Genomic DNA, 19,451 nt, shown 5'->3' with positions numbered 1-19,451 from the left:
AGGGGGCGACACGCCCCCTTTTTGCTGTCAATGCAGCCGCTGTGACACCGGCCCCTCAATGGTCAGACGCGGTTCATCCTCGTCCATACCGTCGCGCAGGATATCCAGCAGCCGGCCCGCATCCGGCGTACCGCCCAGCGCCTCACACAGGCACCCCAGCAGTTCGGGCACCATCTGTATCAAGGCGGTATTGCCCGGCAGGAAGCGATGCAGGATCAGGCCGTTTTCGACGGCATCCAGCATCAGGCTGGCCGCCGGACCGGCCATTGCCAGGGCCGGGGGCAGGGGTGCGGGCACGGGGGCTTCCCCCGTCGTGGCAAAGGACCGCATGTTGCGTTCCATGATGAACCCGCTGACAGGGCCATCGACCACCTGCATCGCGGCATTGGTGCCCGCCTGTTCCAGAAGGACGCGGCGCAGTTTGCGTAAGGCCGCGATGACGGCAGCGGTCTGGTCTGCCTGACCGGTCTTCCGCTGGCCGGCGGCATTGAAGGCGGTCCGCACAAGGGTTGGAATGGGGTTCTGTATCTGTTGCGGTTCAGTCTGGGTCTGCTGGGTCGTCATGGCGCGATCCTCCTTCACGAAGCGATGCCCCTTGGTCATCGGCGCGCCCTCGCGGACCCCAGCATGGGCATCCGTGGCGGCACCTGTCTTGTGACGTAGGGTGTCGCGGGGATCGCTTCAAGGGTCGGCGGCGGAACCATTCCGGGGTATCCTGTGGCACCGCAACATGGGATGGCCGTGATGGTGTTGAAGCAGATCATGCGCCGGCTGGGCCGAGGGAGTACGGTTGCAGCCGCGCCGGCATCCCCGAATCGGCCCGCCGGCATGGCGCTGGCCTTGCAGGGCGGCGGCTCGCTGGGAGCCTTCACCTGGGGCGTGCTGGACCGGTTGCTGGACGAACCCGGATTCGCACCGGTGCGCCTGTCGGGCGCTTCTGCCGGGGCTGTCAACGCGGTGGCCTTGGCCAGTGGCTGGGCCAAGGGCGGGGCCGGAGGGGCGCGGGACGCGTTGAACCGGGTCTGGCGGCGGGTGGGGGAATGCGGGGTGGGGGCCTTGGGCTTTTGCCCCAGTTGGGCCAATAATGGCATCACCCAGGCCGTAAACAGCGCTGCCTTCGCCATGGCGACCCGTCTGTTTTCGCCCTACGCCCTCAATCCCCTGGGCTTCAACCCGCTGCGGTCGATCCTGGTGGAGGAGGTGGATTTCGCGGCCCTGACCCTGCCCACGACCCCGGCCCTTCTGATCTCCGCCACCCGCGTGCGTGATGGGCAGCCGCGCCTGTTCAGCAATGCGGAGATCGGGGTCGATCAGCTGCTGGCCTCCACGACCCTGCCGACCCTGCATCAGGCCGTGGAGATAGATGGCGAGGATTACTGGGACGGCGGTTACACCCTGAACCCGCCCATCCGCGCCCTGCTGGACGGACCGTCCGTGGGCCGGCTGCTGGTGGTGCAGGCCATGGCCAACTGCACCGACGACACGCCGCGCACGGCGGCGGCGATTCGCGAACGCCTGAATCAGATCACCTTCTCCCGCCCACTGGAGGCGGAAATGGAACTGGTGCGGGAGGTGCTGAAGCGGGGGGAGGGGCCGGAAGAACTGGACCTTCTGTCCATTGACCCGCTGGACCCGGCCTTGGGCGAGCTGAACGGCCTGCGCATCGACATGGAGTATCTGCTGGCCCTGAAGGCCCATGGGCGGGCACAGGCGGGGCAGTGGTTGGCGGAGACTAACGCACCAACACCTTACCCGGATTCATGATCCCGTCCGGGTCCAGCAGCCCCTTCACCTTGCGCATCAGGTCCAGTTCCACCGGGTCCTTGATACGGGCCAGGTCCTCGGCCTTGTGATTGCCGATGCCATGTTCGGCGCTGATGCTGCCGCCATGGGAGAGGGCCTGTTCGTGGACAAGATCGGTGATGGCATGGGCGTGCGCCAGATAGGCGGCCCCCTCCATCCCCGCCGGGCGGCCAACATTGAAATGGATATTGCCGTCACCGACGTGGCCGAACGGGTAGGGCCGGATGCCGGGCATATAGGCAGTGACGGCTTGGATTGTGGCGGCCAGGAAGTCGGGGATGCGGCTGACGGGCACCGAAACGTCAGTATGGACCGCGCCGCCGATCTTGCGCCCGATCTCCGGCAGGCTTTCGCGGATCAGCCACAATTTGCGCTGCTGTTCCAGGCTGTCGGCGAAGATGGCGTCGGTGACCAGCCCCTGGTCCAGCGCGGCTTCCAGCACCGCCTCGACCTGCCTGCGCAGTGTAGGTCCCGGCATGCCACTGCTGGCTTCCAGCAGCACATACCAGGGCGAGGGGGCGGACAGAGGGTCCTGGTCACGGCCCAGGATTTCCCGCGATCCATCAAAGGCAAAACGCGGCATCAGCTCAAAAGCCGACAGGCTGTCGCCTGTGCCGGTGCGGGCCAGACCCAGAAGGGCGACAGCGGCGGCGGGGCTGGGTACTGCGATCAGGGCGGTTTCGATCTGGCGCGGGCAGGGATAGAGCTTCACCGACGCGGCGGTGATGATACCCAGCGTGCCTTCCGCGCCCAGGAACAGGTGCTTCAGGTCGTAACCGCTATTGTCCTTGCGCAGGGTCCGCAGCCCGTTCCAGACCCGCCCGTCAGGCAGCACCACCTCCAGACCCAGCACCAAATCGCGGGCGTTGCCGTAACGCAGGGTCAGGATGCCGCCGGCATTGCTGGACAGATTGCCGCCCAGCATGCAGGTGCCTTCCGCCCCCAGCGACAGGGGGAAATAACGGTCCGCCGCCTGTGCCGCCGCCTGGATGTCGGCCAGGATGCACCCGGCTTCCGCCACCAGCGTGTAATCCGCCGCGTCCAGGGTGCGGATACGGTTCAGCCGGCCCAGGTTCAGCAGGACAGCCCCCGTGCCCGGTCGCACCACCGTTCCGCCCACCAGCCCCGTATTGCCCCCTTGCGGTACAATGGGCACGTGGCGTTCGGCGCACAGGCGCACGATGGCGGACACCTCATCTGTCGAACCGGGGCGCAGCACGGCCAAGGGGTAACTTTCCTCCCGCCGGCGCCAGTCAAAGGCGAACGCCGCCATGTCCGCGCCGGTCAGGACGTTTGACGGGCCGATCAGGCGGGCGAAGGCGGACAAAAGATCGCTCATGTCCGGGGGGCCGCCGCCCGGCGCAGCCGGTCATTGATGGCGACACCCAGACCCTTGTCCGGCACCGGCATGACGGCGATGCCCGACAGGCCGGGCCGGTCCAGGGCGCGCAGCATGGCGAACAGATTGGATGCCGCCTCCGTCAGGTCGCCATTGTTGGACAGGTTCATGCGGACCGCCCCGCCGCGCAGGAACTGGTCAGGACCAAAGGCCAGCAGCGCCTCATCCTCGCCTACATTGGTCGCGTCCAGCCGCACGGGCAGGCCCGGCGCATAATGGCTGGTCAGCATGCCGGGGGCCTTCACCCCGTCTGCGGCGGTCGCCAGATCAACGGGACCCAGCACGCTTTCCAGCTCTTCGCGCGTCACCGAACCGGGACGCAGCAGCAGCGGTCGCTCGCCCGTCAGGTCCAGGACGGTCGATTCGACACCGATGGCGCAGCGCCCGCCTGCCAGGATCAGTTTCAGCCGCGCGCCACCGCCATCGGGAAACTCCTCCACCACATGCATCGGCGTTGTCGGGCTGACGTGGCCCGAGACATTGGCCGATGGAGCCGCCAGGGGACGGCCGGATGCCTGGATCAGGGCGCGGGCAACCGGATGGGCAGGACTGCGCACCGCCACCGTATCCAGCCCGGCGGAAACCAGCAGCGACAGGGGCGCATCGGCCCGGCGTGGCAGGACCAGGGTCAGCGGGCCGGGCCACCACATCTCCATGGCGCGGGCGGCGCGGTCATCGATATGGACCAAACCCTCTGCCGCCCCCGCATCGGCCACATGCACGATCAGCGGGTTGAAGCTGGGGCGACCCTTGGCGGCGAAGATGGCAGCGACCGCCGCGTCGTTCCCGGCATCGCCGGCCAGCCCATAGACGGTTTCTGTGGGCATGGCGACCAGATGCCCCGCCGCCAGCACCTTTGATGCCTGCGCATAGGCATCCGGCCCCGGCGGTAGCACGCGCGGGCGATCAGGATGCGGCGGCGGGGCCGGCGCGTCATGGTGATGGTGGCTGGGATCGTCGCAGCAATGATCGTGGGGCACGGGACCGGTCCTGGAATTCTCTGCCGTTACGATAACGACGCCGGGCGACCCGATCACGGGCTTTCCGTGCATTCCGGCGATGCCACAACCCGTAGCGCGGATTACGGCGTCGCCTAATCCGCGGGCCAACGCTGCCGGGATTGCCGCGGATTACAGCGTTGCCTAATCCGCGCTACGCCACACCGGGCTTCAGCGAGAAGACGATACCCCAGCCGTCCGGGTCTTCGAAACAGACGGCCCGGTTCAGCCAGTAGGGATTTTCCGGCTCTGCCGGCACGCCACCCCGCGCCTGGATGGAGGCAGATACGGAAAGCAGGTCCTCGCGGCTGTCGACATAAAGCACCAGCAGATTGTCGCGCGTCGGCGCGGGGCAGGGGCTGCCATCCTTATGCTGCGTGAATTCCAGATGCGTGTCCCAGCCGGGAAGGCCGATCATCACCCCATCGTAGCCGGCATGGGTGCCATCATCGATCCAGCCGCCAATGACCTCCAGCCCGATCACGTCGCGGTAGAAGGCGGTGAGCTCCTTCAGCCGGTCCGTGGGGCGGGCGATGCGTACACGGGTGATGGGAAGATGGCGGGGCCACTTGGTACTGGTCATCGATCTGCCTCATGTTGCGGTGCGGCGCTTGCCGCCCGTCCATCATGTGGGCACACTGGCGTTCAGAACAAAGGGCGGCAAGGGGCAGGATATGGCGGGGCGTGTCATCACCATCGCGCAGCAGAAGGGCGGGGCGGGCAAGACGACGCTGGCCATCCATCTGGCCGTCACCTGGGCGCGGGCCGGCAAATCCGCCGCCTTGGTCGATATCGATCCGCAGGGCAGCGTTTCTGCCTGGTACGCGGCGCGGGAGGCGACGCTGGGTGCCGATGCCACCGGCATCACCCATCTGCAAATCTCCGGCTGGCGCACCCAGCGGGAGGTGGAACGGCTGGCCAGGACCCATGATGTGGTGGTGATCGACAGCCCGCCCCATGCCGAAACCGATGCCCGCATCGCGGTACGCACCGCTGCCCTGGTGGTGGTGCCGGTACAGCCCAGCCCCATGGACCTCTGGGCCACGCGCCCGACGCTTGATCTGGCGCGCGCCGAGAAGCGGCCTGTCATGCTGGTCATGAACCGGGTGCCGGCACGTGGCAAGCTGGTCGATGCCGTGGCCGAGAAGGCGACGGAACTGGGCGTGCCGGTGGCCACCGAAAGCCTGGGCAACCGTATCGGTTTTGCCGGATCACTGATGGAGGGACTGACCCTGGCGGAGACGGACCCCAAATCCAAGGGCGTGGAAGAGCTGGAGGCGCTGGCCGCCGAGATATGGGCGGCGTTGGACTGATGGTGAAAGCCGGAAGTGGTCCGATGTCTCCACTTCGCGTGATTGGTGTGTGTTAACCATCTTGCTAGGTTCGGCCCCTCAACGCAGGTGGGGGAAGCAATGCGTAAGTTGATGGGGGCACTCGCCCTTTTGTCGATTCTGTCGGCACCGGCCGTGACGGCGGCGGATGCGCCGGTGGAGGTCATGGTGCTGGGCACTTACCATTTCGCCAATCCGGGCCAGGACAAGGTGAATGCCCAGATCGACCCGGTCACGACGCCGGCCAAACAGGCACAGCTGGAGCAGGTGGCCGAACGGCTGGCACGGTTCAAGCCGACAGTCATCGCCGTCGAACGGGTGGCCAAGGATCAGGCGACGATGCTGGATCACCGCTATGCAGAATTCACGCCCGCCGATCTTCTGAAGAATCCCGATGAACGGGTGCAGATCGCCTATCGCTTGGCAAACAAGCTGGGCCTGAAGACCGTCTATGCTGTGGATGAGGTGGCGGCGGAAGGGGAGCCCGACTATTTCCCCTTCGATCCCGTTCAGAAATGGGCGGAGGCCAATGGCAGGACGGGCACCATCGACGCCATGTTCGGCCCCATCCAGGCTTGGGTGGCGCAGTTGGAGAAGGATCAGAAGACGAGGCCTATCGCCGATATCCTGGCCGACCTGAACGCACCGGATCATCCCATCGCCATCAAGAGCATGGGCGAGGGCTATTACCGGCTGCTGGCCCTGGGCAAGGGGCGTGACCTGCCGGGGGCCGACCTGAACGCCCGCTGGTATGCCCGCAATGCCCGCATCTTCGCCAAGCTGACCCAGGTGGTGAAGCCGGGCGACCGCGTGCTGCTGGTCTATGGTTCCGGCCATAATTACTGGCTGCGCCATTTCGCCAGCGAAACAGGCGGGTTCAAGCTGGTGGAAGTGGGACCTTACCTGCGACGCTGAGCGGGGTTACCGCACCATCGCCAGTTCCACCGCCGGACGCATGGCGATGGCGGCGGTGTAGCCCAGCTGGATCAGTTCTTCGGCCCGTTCGAATTCCAGGATGCCGATATGGCCGATGCGCGGCGTGATCAACACGTCGGGCGGTTCGCCGGCCAGACGTGACCGGGTGATGCGGTCCTGCATGATGTCCACGGAGCTGGCCATCACCTCCAGAATACCAGGGGCGGGGGAGCGCGGGGGCTTGGCGAAGCGGGCCTGGAACTGCTGGCGCGCATTCTCCCCCACCTCGTTCAGTTTGGCGGCCAGCTTGGCCAGGGGCTTGGGCACGGGGCGGGGGGCCATTTCGGCATCGGCCGTGCCCTCGATCGGGTGTTCGGGCAGGGAGACATTGACGGGACCCAGCTGTGCCTTGGACAGGCGGGGCATCTGTGACAGGTCGCCATTCAGGTTGATGGCGATCACCACCTCAGCCCCCAACGCCCGGCAGAGCGAGACGGGAACCGGGTTCACCAGGGCGCCATCGGCCAGCCACATATTCTGAAACGGCACGGCGGGGAACATGCCGGGAATGGCGGCAGAGGCGCGGACGACGTCCAGCAGATGCCCCTCGCGCAGCCAAACCTCCTTGCCGGTGGACAGGTCGGTGGCGACGGCGGCAAAGGGGATGGGCAGCGATTCGATGGGAATGTCGGTATGTTCGTTGCGGAACCGCTCATACGCCTTTTCGACACTGACCAGCCCGCCGCGTGAGAAGGTGAGGTCCAGCAGCTTGATCGTGTCGAGCATGCCGAATCCCATCGCGAATTCCTTCAGCTCCTCCAGCTGATCCGTCAGATAGGCGGCACCGACCAGGGCACCGACCGAGGTGCCGGCGATGACATCGGGCTTCAGCCCGAATTCCGTCAGCGCGCGCAGCACGCCCACATGCGCCCAGCCGCGCGCCGCACCGCTGCCCAATGCCAGACCGATTTTCATAATGCTGTCCGTTTCCGCTGTCATAATCGCCTGCGACCGCGCGGAACCTTGCGCGAACGGGGCCTTGGGGGCAATACATCCTAGGTAATCTACCCAAAGGAAGATCGATGCGCTCCGTTATTGCCCATCTGTTATGGCCGCTGCTGGTCGCGGTCTGCATCGCCGGCTACTGGTATGGCGGGCAGGTGGGGCATCCTGTCTTGGCCTTCAACATCACCTATTTCGGGCTGGCGGTGACCTTGCTGATCCTGGAACGGGTCATGCCCTATGAACAGGCATGGATGCAAAGCGATGGGCAGCTGCTGAATGATATTGCGCATACGGTGCTGAACAAGGGGGTGGGACAGGTGATCGCGGCCTCCATCGCCATGCTGGGCCTGACCCAGGCGGGGCCGGAGGCGGCATCCGGTTTTTGGCCCGGTGACTGGCCGCTGTGGGCACAGGTTCTGCTGGCCATGATCCTGGGCGAATTCGGGCTCTATTGGGCGCACCGGACATCCCACGAATTCCGCGCCATCTGGCATTGGCACGCCATCCATCACAGCGTCACCAAGCTGTGGATCGTCAATACGGGCCGGTTCCATTTCCTGGATTCGATCTGGAAGACGGCCTTTGCCCTGACCATTGCCGGGCTGGCGGGGGCGCCCAAGGATGTAATCGTCTGGGTGCTGGCCATCACGACCTATATCGGCTTCCTGACCCACTGCAATGTCGATATGCGCTGTGGCCCATTGAACTGGGTCTTCTCCACGCCGGAACTGCACCGCTGGCACCATAACCGCGACCCGATTGAGGGCAACGTGAACTATGGGGAGAATTTCATTCTGTGGGACATAGTGTTCGGCACCCGCCACCTGCCATCCGACCGCAAGCCGCCGGCCAATATCGGCTGCAAGGATGCCGTGCCCGACAGTTTCCTGGGCCAACTGGCCTATCCGTTCCAGGCCTGGGCCCGGCGCGACTTCTTCAATAAGAAGAAGGCGGCGTAACAGGAACGCCGCGCAACTGTCACAAGGGCGCAAGACCTTGGGTGCTGGTTTGTGCTATGGCGTGAAGATGTTCTTTTCCAAGGGGGATTTCCGATGCGCATCGCCGTCATCGGCACCGGCTATGTCGGTCTGGTCTCTGGTGCCTGTTTTTCCGAATTCGGGGTGGAGACGATCTGCGTCGATAAGGATCAGGGTAAGATCGATCGGCTGCTGAAGGGGGAAATCCCGATTTATGAGCCGGGGCTGGATGCCCTGGTGGAAAAGAATGCCAAGGCGGGGCGACTGTCCTTCACCACTGACCTGCCGACTGCCGTGGCCGGTGCGGATGCGGTGTTCATCGCCGTGGGCACGCCGTCACGCCGCGGCGATGGGCATGCCGACCTGTCCTATGTCTATGCAGCCGCTGCGGAGATCGCGGCGGCCCTCGACCCCGACGATTACACGGTCATCGTGACCAAGAGCACGGTGCCTGTGGGTACGGGGCGCGAGGTGGCGCGCATCATCCGCAAGACGCGGCCGGAGGCGGATTTCGACGTGGCATCCAACCCGGAATTCCTGCGCGAAGGGTCGGCGATTGAGGATTTCATGCGTCCCGACCGCGTGGTGATCGGCACTGACAGCGACCGGGCGCGCCAGGTGATGCGCGCGCTGTACCGCCCGCTGTTCCTGATCGAGACGCCGATGGTCTTCACCAGTCTGGAGACATCAGAACTGATCAAGTACGCCGCCAACACCTTCCTGGCCGCCAAGATCACCTTCATCAACGAGGTGGCGGACCTGTGCGAGAAGGTGGGCGCCGATGTGCATGATGTCGCCAAGGGCATTGGCCTGGATAACCGCATCGGCAAGAAGTTCCTGCATCCCGGCCCCGGCTATGGCGGGTCGTGCTTCCCTAAGGACACGCTGGCCCTGGTGAAGACGGCGCAGGATTATGGCAGCCCGTTGCGCATCATCGAAACCGTTGTGGATATCAACGACAAGCGCAAGAAGGCCATGGCCGACCGCGTGATCGCCGCCTGTGGCGGGTCGGTGGCGGGTAAGCGCATCGGCGTGCTGGGCGTCACCTTCAAACCCAATACCGACGATATGCGCGATGCCCCGTCGTTGGATATCGTGCCGGCTCTGCAGGAGGCGGGGGCCATTCTCGCCGCCTATGACCCTGCCGGTCGGCATGAAGCGGAGAAGATGCTGCCCGGCGTGGAATGGGCCGACGATGCCTATGGCGCGCTGAACGGTGCCGATTGCGCCCTTGTCCTGACGGAATGGAACGAATTCCGCATGCTGAACCTGTCCCGTATTTGCAAGGCCATGAAGGCACCGGTGCTGGTCGACCTGCGCAACATCTTCAATCCTGAAGACGCGGAAATGGCCGGCTTTGCCTATCACTGCGTCGGTCGTCCTGGGCGGGTGAAGAAGGCGAAGGGCGAGGTTCATTGAGATGGCGTGGCGCCGGTCGGCGATCATCGACCGGCGCTATCTGCCTCAAATCCCCTGACCGCCCGACACCTCAATCCGCTGCGCAGTCACCCAGCGGTTTGCCGGCGACAGCAGCCCGGCGATCATCGGGCCGATATCGTCGGGTACACCGACCCGGCCCAGCGCCGTCATATCGGCGAAGAACTTGTTGAATTCCGGCGTGTCGCGCACGGCCCCGCCGAAGAAGTCCGTCTCGATGGCACCCGGTGCCACGATATTGACGGCGATGCCGCGCCCGCCCAATTCCTTCGCCATATAGAGCGTCAGGGTCTCCATCGCCCCCTTCACGGCAGCGTAGGCACCCCAGCCCGCCGCCGACACCCGCGTCAGGCCGGAGGACAGGTTGACGATCCGCCCGCCATCCTGAATCAGGCCCAGCAGCGCCTGGGTCAGGAAGAAGGGTCCCTTGAAATGCACGTCCACCAGCCTGTCGAACTGCTCCATGGTCGTGTCGGCGATCAGGGCATGGTCGCCATGGCCGGCATTGTTGACCAGATGCTCGAACCGGTCCCGGCCCCAGTTGGCCGTCAGGGCGGTGCGCAGCCGTCCGGCGAAGTCCGCGAAGCTGCTGGCGTTCCCGACATCCAGCTGCAGGGCCAACGCCTTGCGGCCCAGCGCCGCTATCTCCGACACCACGGCCTCGGCCTCCTCCGCACGGCTGTGATAGGTGATGATGACGTCGCCGCCATTGCGGGCGACGGACAGGGCGGTGTTGCGGCCCAGGCCGCGGCTGGCGCCGGTGATCAGGGTGATGGTGGACATGGGCTCAATCCTTCATCTCGGGGGACTTTCCGTGCCGGTCCGTCCCGGTTGCCGATGACGGGTTTATAAGGCCACTGGCCGTTATTCGTCGTTGCCGGAACCTGGGAGATACTTGCCTAATCCTCCAAATGCGCTTGCCGAAGGGGTGGGGGTGAGGCAGGATCAGCGGCATGAATAACGACCTCCTCCACGCTGTCCGCCGTTATCTGGAGATGCACGCCGATCCGGCCGGCATCGCCCATACCCCCATCGCGGGCCTGACGACCATCCGGTCTCCGACGCCCACCGGGCTGGTCCATGCCATCTCCAAACCTCTGGTCTGTCTGGTTCTGCAGGGGACCAAGCAGGTGACGATGGGCGCTCGCAGTTTCACCTTCGGCGCTGGCGATTCGTTGCTGATCACCGCAGATGTGCCCATCGTCAGCCAGATCACCCAGGCCAGCGCCGAAGCACCCTACATGTCGCTGGTGCTGGACCTGGACCTTGCCCTGATCGCCGATCTGGCGCTGCAGATGGGGCCGGCGGCGGCAAGCGATGTGGCACCTGTGCGGGTTGACCCCACCGACGCGGAGGTGGCGGACGCGGCCCTGCGCATGATGCGCCTGCTCGACAGGCCGGCGGCGGTGCCGGTCCTGCATGGGCAATTGGTGCGGGAGCTGCATTACTGGCTGCTGTGCAGCCGGCACGGTGCCGATATCCGTCGCCTGGGTTGGCCCGATAGCCATGCCAGCCGGGTGGCGCGCGCTGTTGCAATCCTTCGGGCTGATTATGCGCAGCCGCTGCCGGTGGAACGGCTGGCCGCGGTGGCGGGGATGAGCCCATCCTCCTTCCACCAGCATTTCCGCGCCGTCACGTCACTGTCACCGTTGCAGTTCCAGAAGCAGTTGCGCCTGATTGAGGCGCGGCGACGGATGCTGGCCCAGGGCGACACCGTCGCCACGGCGGCCTTTGCCGTGGGCTATGAAAGCGTGTCGCAATTCACCCGCGAATACCGCCGCATGTTCGGGCAGCCGCCGGCACGGGAAACGGAAGCGGCGCGTGGCCGGGTGGCGGCCTGAGTTGTCAGCAAGCGCCGGTAACGCCCGCGTGGGCACTACCTTCAACGCCCCGAAACAAACCCGCCTTTTGCGCTGTTGAACGGGCTGGCGGGCGGTCGCGGGTTGTGCTTTGCTGCCCCCATAAAATGCTTAACCAACCCTACTTCAGGTGACGGAAACATGACCCTGGCGCACAATTTCCATCCCACGGTCCTGCGCGAATACGATATTCGCGGCATCATCGGCAAGACGCTGACGACCGACGATGCAAGGGCCATCGGCCGGGGCTTCGGCACCATGGTGGTGCGCGGGGGCGGCAAGAAGGTGGCCATCGGCTATGATGGCCGCCTGTCGTCCCCGTCGCTGGAAGCCGCCGCCGTCGAAGGGTTGAAGTCTGTCGGCCTGCATGTGGTACGCATCGGCCTGGGCCCCACGCCCATGCTGTATTTCACGGCGCGCCACCTGAAGCTGGATGCCGGGATGATGATCACCGGCTCGCACAATCCGCCGGATTATAATGGCTTCAAGATGATGATCGGCAAGGCGCCGTTCTTCGGCAGCCAGATCCTGGAAATCGGCAAGATCGCCGCCGCTGGCGACTTCGAAGCCGGCGAGGGTTCGGAAGAGACGATCGACATCCAGGACGCCTATGTTGACCGTCTCGTTGCCGATTATGACGGCACGCGCGACCTGAACGTGGTCTGGGACAATGGCAATGGGGCGGCGGGTGAAATCCTGCGGCGTCTGGTCAAGAAGCTGCCGGGCAAGCACACGCTGCTGTTCGATGATATCGACGGCACCTTCCCCAACCACCATCCCGACCCGACCATTCCCGAGAACCTGGAAGACATCCTCCATAAGGTGGCCGAGACGAAGGCTGACCTGGGCATTGCGTTCGACGGCGATGCCGACCGGATCGGTGCCGTGGATGAAAAGGGTCGCATCGTCTGGGGCGACCAGCTTGTCGCCATCTATTCCAAAGATGTGCTGGCCAACCATCCCGGTGCCACCATCATCGCCGATGTGAAGGCCAGCCAGAGCCTGTTCGACCAGATCGCCAAGCTGGGCGGCAAGCCGCTGATGTGGAAGACGGGCCATTCGCTGTTGAAGGCCAAGATGGCCGAAACCAACAGCCCGCTGGCCGGCGAGATGTCGGGTCACATCTTCTTTGCCGATAAGTATTATGGCTTCGACGACGCGCTGTACTGCGGCGTTCGCCTGCTGGGCATCGTGTCGCGTATCGCCGCCCTGTCGGCCCTGCGCGATGAACTGCCCGACATGCTGAACACCCCGGAGGTTCGCTTCCAGGTGAATGAGGAGCGCAAGTTTGCCGCCGTGGACGAGATCAAAGCCCGTGTGAAGGCGGAAGAAGCCGCTGGCGGGGCCGAGGTCAATGACATTGACGGCGTGCGGGTGAAGAGTGCCGATGGCTGGTGGCTGCTGCGCGCATCCAACACCCAGGACGTGCTGGTGGCCCGTGCCGAAGCGTTCAGCCCCGAAGGATTGGAGCGGCTGAAGGGCGCTATCAAGGACAATCTGGCCAAGAGCGGCATCGCCGCCCCGGCTGATTTCTGATGTGACGGTGGTGGGGGAGGGCGCCATGGACGCGGCTTCCCCCGCCGATCCCACCCGCGACTGGGCACAGTTGCGGCGCGATGCCGAAACGGGCATCGAAAGCATTCGGGCCCATTTCACCGGCCATGCCTATGACATGCATGACCATGACGAATTGCTGCTGGGCGTCACCGAACAGGGCGTGCAGTCGTTCCGTTGTGGCCGGCAGCAGGTGGTCAGCGTTCCGGGCCGCGCCATCCTGATCGAACCCGGCCAGCCGCATGACGGGCACCGCCCCGATCCGGCGGGTTTTACCTATCAAATGCTGTATCTGCCCCTGTCTTGGGTTCGGGAACGACGCGACCATGCCGCCGGACCGCTGGCCCCGCTGGGGTTCCGACAGACGCTGTGGGAGGATGCGGGCCTGTGCCAGGACATTGCCCAGGCCTTCCGCGCCCTGCATGGGCGGGAGGGACGGCTGGCCCGCGATCTGGCGCTGGACCGGCTGCTGGGCCGGTTGTGGCAGCCCGACCTGTGGCGCACCGAACCCGTCGGCCATCGCCCGCACCGGGCAGCCAGTCGGGCGCGTGAGGCGCTGCATGACCATATGGAAACGGATATCGGACTGGCCGACCTGGCCGACATGGCGGGGACCGACCGGTTCCGCCTGAACCGGCAGTTCCGGGAAGCCTATGGACGTTCCCCCCATGCCTATCTGGTGCAGTTGCGGCTGAAGCGGGCCAAGGCGCTGCTGGCAGCGGGCAGGGTACCGGCGGATGTGGCGGCCAGCGTCGGGTTCGCGGACCAGAGCCATCTGGGCCGCTGGTTCCGCCGCGCCTATGGCACGACACCCGCTGCCTATCGCCAAATCTGCACAAATCTTCCAGACGGGCGGGAGGCGGTGTCGGCATCCTGAACCTCCATTACCGGAGGGACATGATGTTCGATACCAAGGTCGCCCTGATCATCCGCGACGATCTTCTGCCCTGGCAGCGGCTGAACGTGGCCGCCTTTCTGGCGACCGGCATCGCCGCTGGCGCGCCGGAAGCGCTGGGCGAACCCTATCTGGATGCGCAAGGGATGGTGTTCGGGCGCATGCTGGGCCAGCCCATCCTGGTGTTCCAGGCGGGCAAGGACGGGTTGGAGCAGGCGGCACGGGTGGCGCGGGAACGTGGGCTGCTGGCCATCCCCTATATCGCCGGCATGTTCCGCACGGGTAATGACGCAGACAACCGCGCCTGCTTCCGAGCCGAGGACCCGGCGGCACCCGACTGGGTCGGGATCGGGCTACGCGGTCCGAAGAAGGGGGTGGAGAGGGCAACCAAGGGTTTGTCCCTCCATCCCTGATGTCATTTTTCGCCACCAGTGCAGAAAAGGCGTGCCCTCTGATTTTGAATCATCCCAAGGTATTCAGACAATTGTTTCAATCTGGAAGCAATTACCCATATTTGGCAGCAGATTCGCGATGTGGCTTGTAATATCGCGAATTTAATGATGCTTTAACCAAATCTCCACTTGGAACCCCTATCCGAATTGGATATATCGTTTCGTCAGAAACGATAAGGCTGCCGTTACGGAAGGCGGCATCCCTGGGGTGGACGATCATGTTGAAGTTGCGGGAAACGCTGCTGGGCGTCGTGGGCGCACTGGCCGGGCTGGCTATTGTTGCATCCCTTTTCGGGTGGCAGACATTGAATGCCGGGGAGCGGCAGCTGGCTTCCATCTATGCCGAACGCGTGGTGCCGATGCGCGACCTGAAGATCGTGTCGGACGCCTATGCCGTTTTCATTGTCGACACAACCCACAAGGTGCGGCACGGCACGGTTTCATGGGCGGAGGCGGCCAAAGGCGTGGAAACGGCCAAGGCGGAGATCAAGGCCCGCTGGCAATCCTATCTGGCGCGTCCGCATGACAGCGACGAGACGGCCCTGGTGCGTGAGGCGCAGAGCCGGTTCGGGGCAGCCGATGCCGCGATTGAGCAGCTTCAATCCCTGCTGCGAGCCCAGGACCGGGCGGGGATCGTAACCTTCGCGGAGGCGACGCTGTACCCAGCCATCGATCCGGTGACGGAAACCATCGTGAAGCTGACCGACCTGCAGGTCCTGCGGGCCGAAGCGGCGTATGAGGCGGCATCGGGGCAGGGCGTATGGCTGCGCGGGCTGAATATCGGTCTGGTGGTGCTGGTGCTGGCCCTGGGGGCGGCTGGATTGCTGGTCGTCCTGCGCGGGGTTATCCGCCCTGTGCGTGACCTGACGGGCGCTATGGGGGTTCTGGCGGGCGGTGCCTTGGATGTTGCCATTCCTGGCACCGCGCGCCGAGATGAAGTGGGCGACATGGCCCGCGCCGTTCTGGTTTTTCAGCAGGGTGCACAGGAAAACCAACGCATGTTGGCAGAGCGTGCGGCGGCAGAGACTGAGCGGATTCGCCGACTTGAAACGCGCGAGGCCCTGGCTGCTGCCTTTGAACGGCAGATCACCCGTATGCTGGGCACGCTGGAGGAGGCGGGCAGAGACATGGCGCAGGCCGCCGCCACCATGGCCGACCTGTCGGCGCAGACCGACGCCCAGGCCATGGGTATCGCCGGTGCTGCCGAGCAGGCCGCCAGCAATGTCCAGAGCGTGGCGGCATCGGCGGAGGAGTTGGCCGTCTCCATCTCCGAGATTGGTCGGCAGGTGGAAGATAGCGGTCGCATGTCAGCCGACGCGCTGGACGGTGCCCGTCGCACTGACGCCATCGCCACCGGCCTGTCGGATGCGGCGGGGCGGATCGGCAATGTGGTGCAACTGATCGCAGAGATCGCCAGCCAGACCAACCTTCTGGCGCTCAACGCCACCATCGAGGCCGCGCGGGCCGGGGAAGCGGGCAAAGGGTTCGCGGTAGTGGCTTCAGAGGTGAAAAGCCTGGCCAATCAGACAGGCCGCGCGACGGAGGAGATCACCCAGCAGATCGCCCTGATCCAGCAGACGGCGGCGGATGTCGTGTCGGCCATCCGCGACAGCAGTGCCACCATCGACGATATCGCGCATATCGCCGCCGCCATCGCCGCCGCTGTGCGTCAGCAGGAAGCCGCTACGGCAGAGATCGCCCGCAATATCCAGCAGGCGGCCCAGGGTACGGAAGAGGTCAGCGGCGGCGTGGCGCAGGTGCGCGACGCCAGTGGTCAGGCGCGGGCGGAGACAGGCCGCGTCCTGTCTACCGCCACGGCGTTGGGGGAGCAGTCCCGCGAACTGGGCGGCGTGGTCACACGCTTCCTGGGTGACCTGAAGGCAGCGTAGGCGCGGCTATGCCAGCCGCCCGGCTGCCGATGTCAAGTCGCGCAGCTGTTCCGCCTGCTCTTCCGTCCACTGGCCGGGCTTCAGACGCCAGCCCCAGTTACCGTCGGGCAGGCCGGGGACATTCATGCGGCCTTCGGTGCCCAGGCCCAGCACATCCTGCACGGGCGTGATGACCATTTCGGAATTCACGCCCAGGGCGAAGCGGATGAAGTCCCAGTGCAGGTTCTGCCCATCGCTATTCAGATAGGACCGGATGCGCTGCCCCAGCTCCCCGTCCAGCCCGCCGCGCGAGGCAACCCAGCCCAGGATCGTGTCATTGTCATGGGTGCCGGTATAGAACACTGAATGCGCGGCATAGCGGTTGGGATCGTAATGCCAGGGTTCGAAATGGTCGCCCCATTCGAACGGCAGCACCCGCATGCCGGGGAAGCCGAAATGGTCGCGCAGCCGCTCCACCTCTGGCGTGATGACGCCCAGGTCTTCGGCGATGATGGGCAGTTCCCCGAACCGGTCCTTCAGTGACTGAAACAGCTCATAGCCGGGGGCGGGCACCCAATGTCCATTGATGGCGGTTTCTTCATGCGCTGGGATTTCCCAATAGGCCTCGAACCCCCGGAAATGGTCGATGCGGACCATATCCACGGTTTCCAGCGTCTTGGCGATGCGCCGGTGCCACCAGGAGAAACCCTCGGTCCGGTGCGCGTCCCAGCGGTACAGCGGGTTGCCCCAGCGCTGACCGGTGGCGCTGAAATAATCGGGCGGCACGCCGGCCACGATGGTGGGGCGGCCCGACCCGTCCAGTTCAAACAGATCGCGGCGTGACCAGACATCGGCGCTGTCACCTGCCACGAAGATCGGGATATCGCCCATGATGCGGATGCCACGTGCATTGGCATCCTTCTTCAGGGCCATCCATTGCCGGAAGAACAGGAACTGCTGCACCTTGATCTTCTTGATCTCAAAGGACAGCGTGTGCCGCGCCTCCCCGATGCCGATCGGGTCGCGGCTGGCATACAGCGCGTTCCAATCCAGCCAGGCGGCCCCGCCATGCTTGGCCTTGAGGACCGTGTAGAGCGCATAATCGTCAAGCCATTCAGCATCGTTGCGTGCCCGGAACAGTTCGAAATCACTCCATTCCTCATCATGGCTGGGACGTTTCAGGAAATTGCCGGCGACGATGTCCAGGGCGGCCAGCTTGGCGGCGGCGACCCCGTCATAATCCACCCGTTCCGCCTCATTCCCCGGCAGGCCTGCCAGGATGGATGCGTCGGCAAAGCCGTCGGCCACCAGATCGTCGAAACTGATCAGCAGCGGGTTGCCGGCGAAGCTGGACAGGGCGGAATAAGGGCTGTTGCCCAGGCTGGTGGGGGCCAGGGGCAGGATTTGCCACACGCTTTGCCCGGCCGCCTGCATGCGCTCCAGGAAGGAGCGGGCGGCGGGTCCCATGTCGCCGATGCCGTGCCCGCCGGGCAGGGAGGTCGGGTGCAGGAGAAGGCCGCTGATGCGCTGAATATTCATGGCTGGGCGGGGCCTTCCTGTAAGGGTGCTGGAGGAAATGTCACAGATCGCAATGGGTTGGCCGGTCACCCAGCCCCAACCGCCTGCAACCTGTACGGTTGCAGGGACTATTGGTACCGATCATGGCGTCTGGCGTCTGGTCAGACAAGGGGCCGATTGCCCATGGGGCCAATGCGTGGCACTTGAACCGCCGGGCTGGCGGACATACAGTCCGGCACTTCCGAATGACAGTGCCGAAGCCATGACCGACCAGACTCTGCCCCCCGACATCGCCGCCCTCAGCTTTGAGGATGCGCTCGCCGAGCTGGAGCGGATTGTCCGTCAGCTGGAGGAAGGCAAGGCCAAGCTGGACGATGCCATCCAATCCTATGAGCGTGGCACCTGGCTGAAGCGGCACTGCGAGGCCAAGCTGCGCGAGGCGCAGGCCAAGGTGGACCGTATTACCATCGCTGCTGACGGCACCATCGGTGCCGAGCCCGCCCGTCTGGATTGAAGGCCACCATCGAATGCCCTCCTTGCCCAAGACCCTGACATCCGCCATGGCGGATACCGTTGAACAGGTCGAAGCCGCCATCGAGGTGCTGCTGCCGCGCACCAACCTGATGGAGGCCCGCCTGTTCGATGCCATGCGTTATGGCTGTCTGGGTGGGGGCAAGCGCCTGCGCCCGTTCCTGGTCATGGAAAGTGCCCGCATGTTCGGGGTCAGCCCGGCCTGTGCCCTGCGCACGGCGGCGGCGGTGGAGTTCATCCATTGCTACAGTCTGATCCATGATGATCTGCCCGCCATGGATGACAGTGATCTGCGCCGGGGCCGCAAGACCGTGCATCTGGAGTTTGACGAGGCGACGGCCATCCTGGCCGGCGACGGGTTGCTGACCCAGGCTTTCGAGATCCTGGCCGATCATGAAACGCATGAAGACCCGCAGGTTCGCTGCAAGCTGGTGGCGGCACTGGCCAAGGCTGCCGGCCCGCGCGGTATGGTCGGCGGGCAGATGCTGGATTTGATCGCCGAGACCACGCCGCTGGATATCGGCGCCATCACGCGGCTTCAGCGCCTGAAGACCGGTGAGATGATCGCTTTCTCCGCCGTGGCCGGAGCCATCCTAGGCAAGGCAGGCGCGCCGCAACACCACGCGCTGCAGGCCTATGCCCACGACCTGGGGCTGGCCTTCCAAATCGCCGATGATCTTCTGGATGTCGAAGGCACCCAGGACGAGGTGGGCAAGCCCGTGGGCCGTGACGATGTCGCTGGAAAAGCCACATTCGTCTCTATCCTGGGTACCGAGCGGGCGCGTGATCAGGCGCGCCGGCTGGCCGGTCAGGCGGCCCAGCACCTTGAGATTTTCGGGGACCGGGCTGATATGCTGCGTCAGGTGGCGCATTATGTCGTTGAGCGGCGCACATAAAAACAAAGTAAGA

The 19,451-nt window shown here is 65.0% G+C and carries 19 protein-coding genes; 12 read left to right on the top strand and 7 right to left on the bottom strand.

The features are described 5' to 3' along the window. Positions 1-27 precede the first annotated feature (27 nt). A complete protein-coding gene (locus ABC729_RS10245) occupies positions 28-603 on the bottom strand; it encodes a hypothetical protein (RefSeq protein WP_495607503.1) in 576 nt (191 codons plus the stop codon). 141 nt (positions 604-744) lie between these two features. Here ABC729_RS10245 and ABC729_RS10240 point away from each other — a divergent pair, with 141 nt between their 5' ends. Then, positions 745-1,764, top strand: coding sequence for a patatin-like phospholipase family protein (locus tag ABC729_RS10240; protein ID WP_495607502.1), 1,020 nt, complete (start codon positions 745-747; stop codon positions 1,762-1,764). Here ABC729_RS10240 and ABC729_RS10235 read toward each other — a convergent pair. The 3 genes from ABC729_RS10235 to ABC729_RS10225 form a co-directional block, all read right to left on the bottom strand. Continuing rightward, positions 1,733-3,142, bottom strand: a complete 1,410-nt coding sequence (locus tag ABC729_RS10235; RefSeq protein WP_495607501.1) for an FAD-binding oxidoreductase — start codon at positions 3,140-3,142, stop codon at positions 1,733-1,735. The two genes, ABC729_RS10240 and ABC729_RS10235, sit on opposite strands and share 32 nt — an antisense overlap. Beyond that, the gene (locus ABC729_RS10230) at positions 3,139-4,098 is read right to left on the bottom strand and encodes an L-threonylcarbamoyladenylate synthase (protein ID WP_495608667.1); all 960 of its coding nucleotides are present in this window, start codon (positions 4,096-4,098) and stop codon (positions 3,139-3,141) included. Before ABC729_RS10230 ends, ABC729_RS10235 begins: the two co-directional genes overlap by 4 nt. Positions 4,099-4,354: 256 nt before the next feature. Next, the gene (locus ABC729_RS10225) at positions 4,355-4,783 is read right to left on the bottom strand and encodes a VOC family protein (protein ID WP_495607500.1); all 429 of its coding nucleotides are present in this window, start codon (positions 4,781-4,783) and stop codon (positions 4,355-4,357) included. Positions 4,784-4,874: 91 nt separating this feature from the next. Here ABC729_RS10225 and parA point away from each other — a divergent pair, with 91 nt between their 5' ends. Together parA and ABC729_RS10215 are read left to right on the top strand one after the other, a co-directional pair. Then, positions 4,875-5,513, top strand: coding sequence for a ParA family partition ATPase (gene parA, locus ABC729_RS10220; RefSeq protein WP_495607499.1), 639 nt, complete (start codon positions 4,875-4,877; stop codon positions 5,511-5,513). Positions 5,514-5,612: 99 nt separating this feature from the next. After that, positions 5,613-6,446: a DUF5694 domain-containing protein gene (locus ABC729_RS10215; protein ID WP_495607498.1), complete on the top strand. Its 834-nt coding sequence runs from the start codon at positions 5,613-5,615 to the stop codon at positions 6,444-6,446. A 6-nt stretch (positions 6,447-6,452) separates the two neighbouring features. Here ABC729_RS10215 and ABC729_RS10210 read toward each other — a convergent pair whose 3' ends face one another. After that, positions 6,453-7,421: a patatin-like phospholipase family protein gene (locus ABC729_RS10210; protein ID WP_495607497.1), complete on the bottom strand. Its 969-nt coding sequence runs from the start codon at positions 7,419-7,421 to the stop codon at positions 6,453-6,455. Between the two features lie 107 nt (positions 7,422-7,528). On the opposite strand from ABC729_RS10210, the gene ABC729_RS10205 reads away from it, so the two are divergent. Further along, positions 7,529-8,410: a sterol desaturase family protein gene (locus ABC729_RS10205; protein ID WP_495607496.1), complete on the top strand. Its 882-nt coding sequence runs from the start codon at positions 7,529-7,531 to the stop codon at positions 8,408-8,410. Positions 8,411-8,503: 93 nt separating this feature from the next. After that, complete coding sequence (locus ABC729_RS10200) at positions 8,504-9,847, top strand: UDP-glucose dehydrogenase family protein (RefSeq protein ID WP_495607495.1); 1,344 nt, start codon at positions 8,504-8,506, stop codon at positions 9,845-9,847. Positions 9,848-9,892: 45 nt separating this feature from the next. Here ABC729_RS10200 and ABC729_RS10195 read toward each other — a convergent pair whose 3' ends face one another. After that, entirely contained in the window at positions 9,893-10,648 is a 756-nt protein-coding gene (locus tag ABC729_RS10195) for an SDR family NAD(P)-dependent oxidoreductase (protein WP_495607494.1), read from the bottom strand. 170 nt (positions 10,649-10,818) lie between these two features. On the opposite strand from ABC729_RS10195, the gene ABC729_RS10190 reads away from it, so the two are divergent. The 5 genes from ABC729_RS10190 to ABC729_RS10170 all read left to right on the top strand — a co-directional run bounded on the left by ABC729_RS10190 (position 10,819) and on the right by ABC729_RS10170 (position 16,514). Beyond that, positions 10,819-11,706 (top strand): AraC family transcriptional regulator, encoded by an 888-nt coding sequence (locus tag ABC729_RS10190; protein ID WP_495607493.1) that lies wholly within the window; start codon positions 10,819-10,821, stop codon positions 11,704-11,706. A gap of 159 nt (positions 11,707-11,865) precedes the next feature. Then, a complete protein-coding gene (gene pgmG / locus ABC729_RS10185) occupies positions 11,866-13,260 on the top strand; it encodes a phosphoglucomutase/phosphomannomutase PgmG (RefSeq protein ID WP_495607492.1) in 1,395 nt (464 codons plus the stop codon). Between the two features lie 25 nt (positions 13,261-13,285). Continuing rightward, on the top strand, positions 13,286-14,155 hold the full coding sequence (locus tag ABC729_RS10180; protein ID WP_495607491.1) for an AraC family transcriptional regulator: 870 nt from the start codon (positions 13,286-13,288) through the stop codon (positions 14,153-14,155). 20 nt (positions 14,156-14,175) lie between these two features. Then, positions 14,176-14,586: a DUF2000 family protein gene (locus tag ABC729_RS10175; protein WP_495607490.1), complete on the top strand. Its 411-nt coding sequence runs from the start codon at positions 14,176-14,178 to the stop codon at positions 14,584-14,586. A gap of 257 nt (positions 14,587-14,843) precedes the next feature. Next, positions 14,844-16,514: a methyl-accepting chemotaxis protein gene (locus ABC729_RS10170; RefSeq protein ID WP_495607489.1), complete on the top strand. Its 1,671-nt coding sequence runs from the start codon at positions 14,844-14,846 to the stop codon at positions 16,512-16,514. Between the two features lie 6 nt (positions 16,515-16,520). Here ABC729_RS10170 and malQ read toward each other — a convergent pair whose 3' ends face one another. Then, complete coding sequence (malQ, locus tag ABC729_RS10165) at positions 16,521-18,101, bottom strand: 4-alpha-glucanotransferase (RefSeq protein WP_495607488.1); 1,581 nt, start codon at positions 18,099-18,101, stop codon at positions 16,521-16,523. Between the two features lie 172 nt (positions 18,102-18,273). Between malQ and ABC729_RS10160 the strand changes: the two genes are divergently transcribed. Next, positions 18,274-18,525 carry an exodeoxyribonuclease VII small subunit gene (locus tag ABC729_RS10160; RefSeq protein WP_094457321.1) on the top strand — a complete coding sequence of 84 codons (252 nt, stop codon included), beginning with the start codon at positions 18,274-18,276 and terminating at the stop codon, positions 18,523-18,525. A 13-nt stretch (positions 18,526-18,538) separates the two neighbouring features. Next, positions 18,539-19,438 carry a polyprenyl synthetase family protein gene (locus ABC729_RS10155; RefSeq protein WP_495607487.1) on the top strand — a complete coding sequence of 300 codons (900 nt, stop codon included), beginning with the start codon at positions 18,539-18,541 and terminating at the stop codon, positions 19,436-19,438. Positions 19,439-19,451: the final 13 nt, after the last annotated feature.

This window comes from Niveispirillum sp. CC-CTL257, from assembly GCF_059489915.1.
Note: the sequence above shows the minus strand (reverse complement) of the source record. Positions and strands in the feature narration are given on the sequence as shown.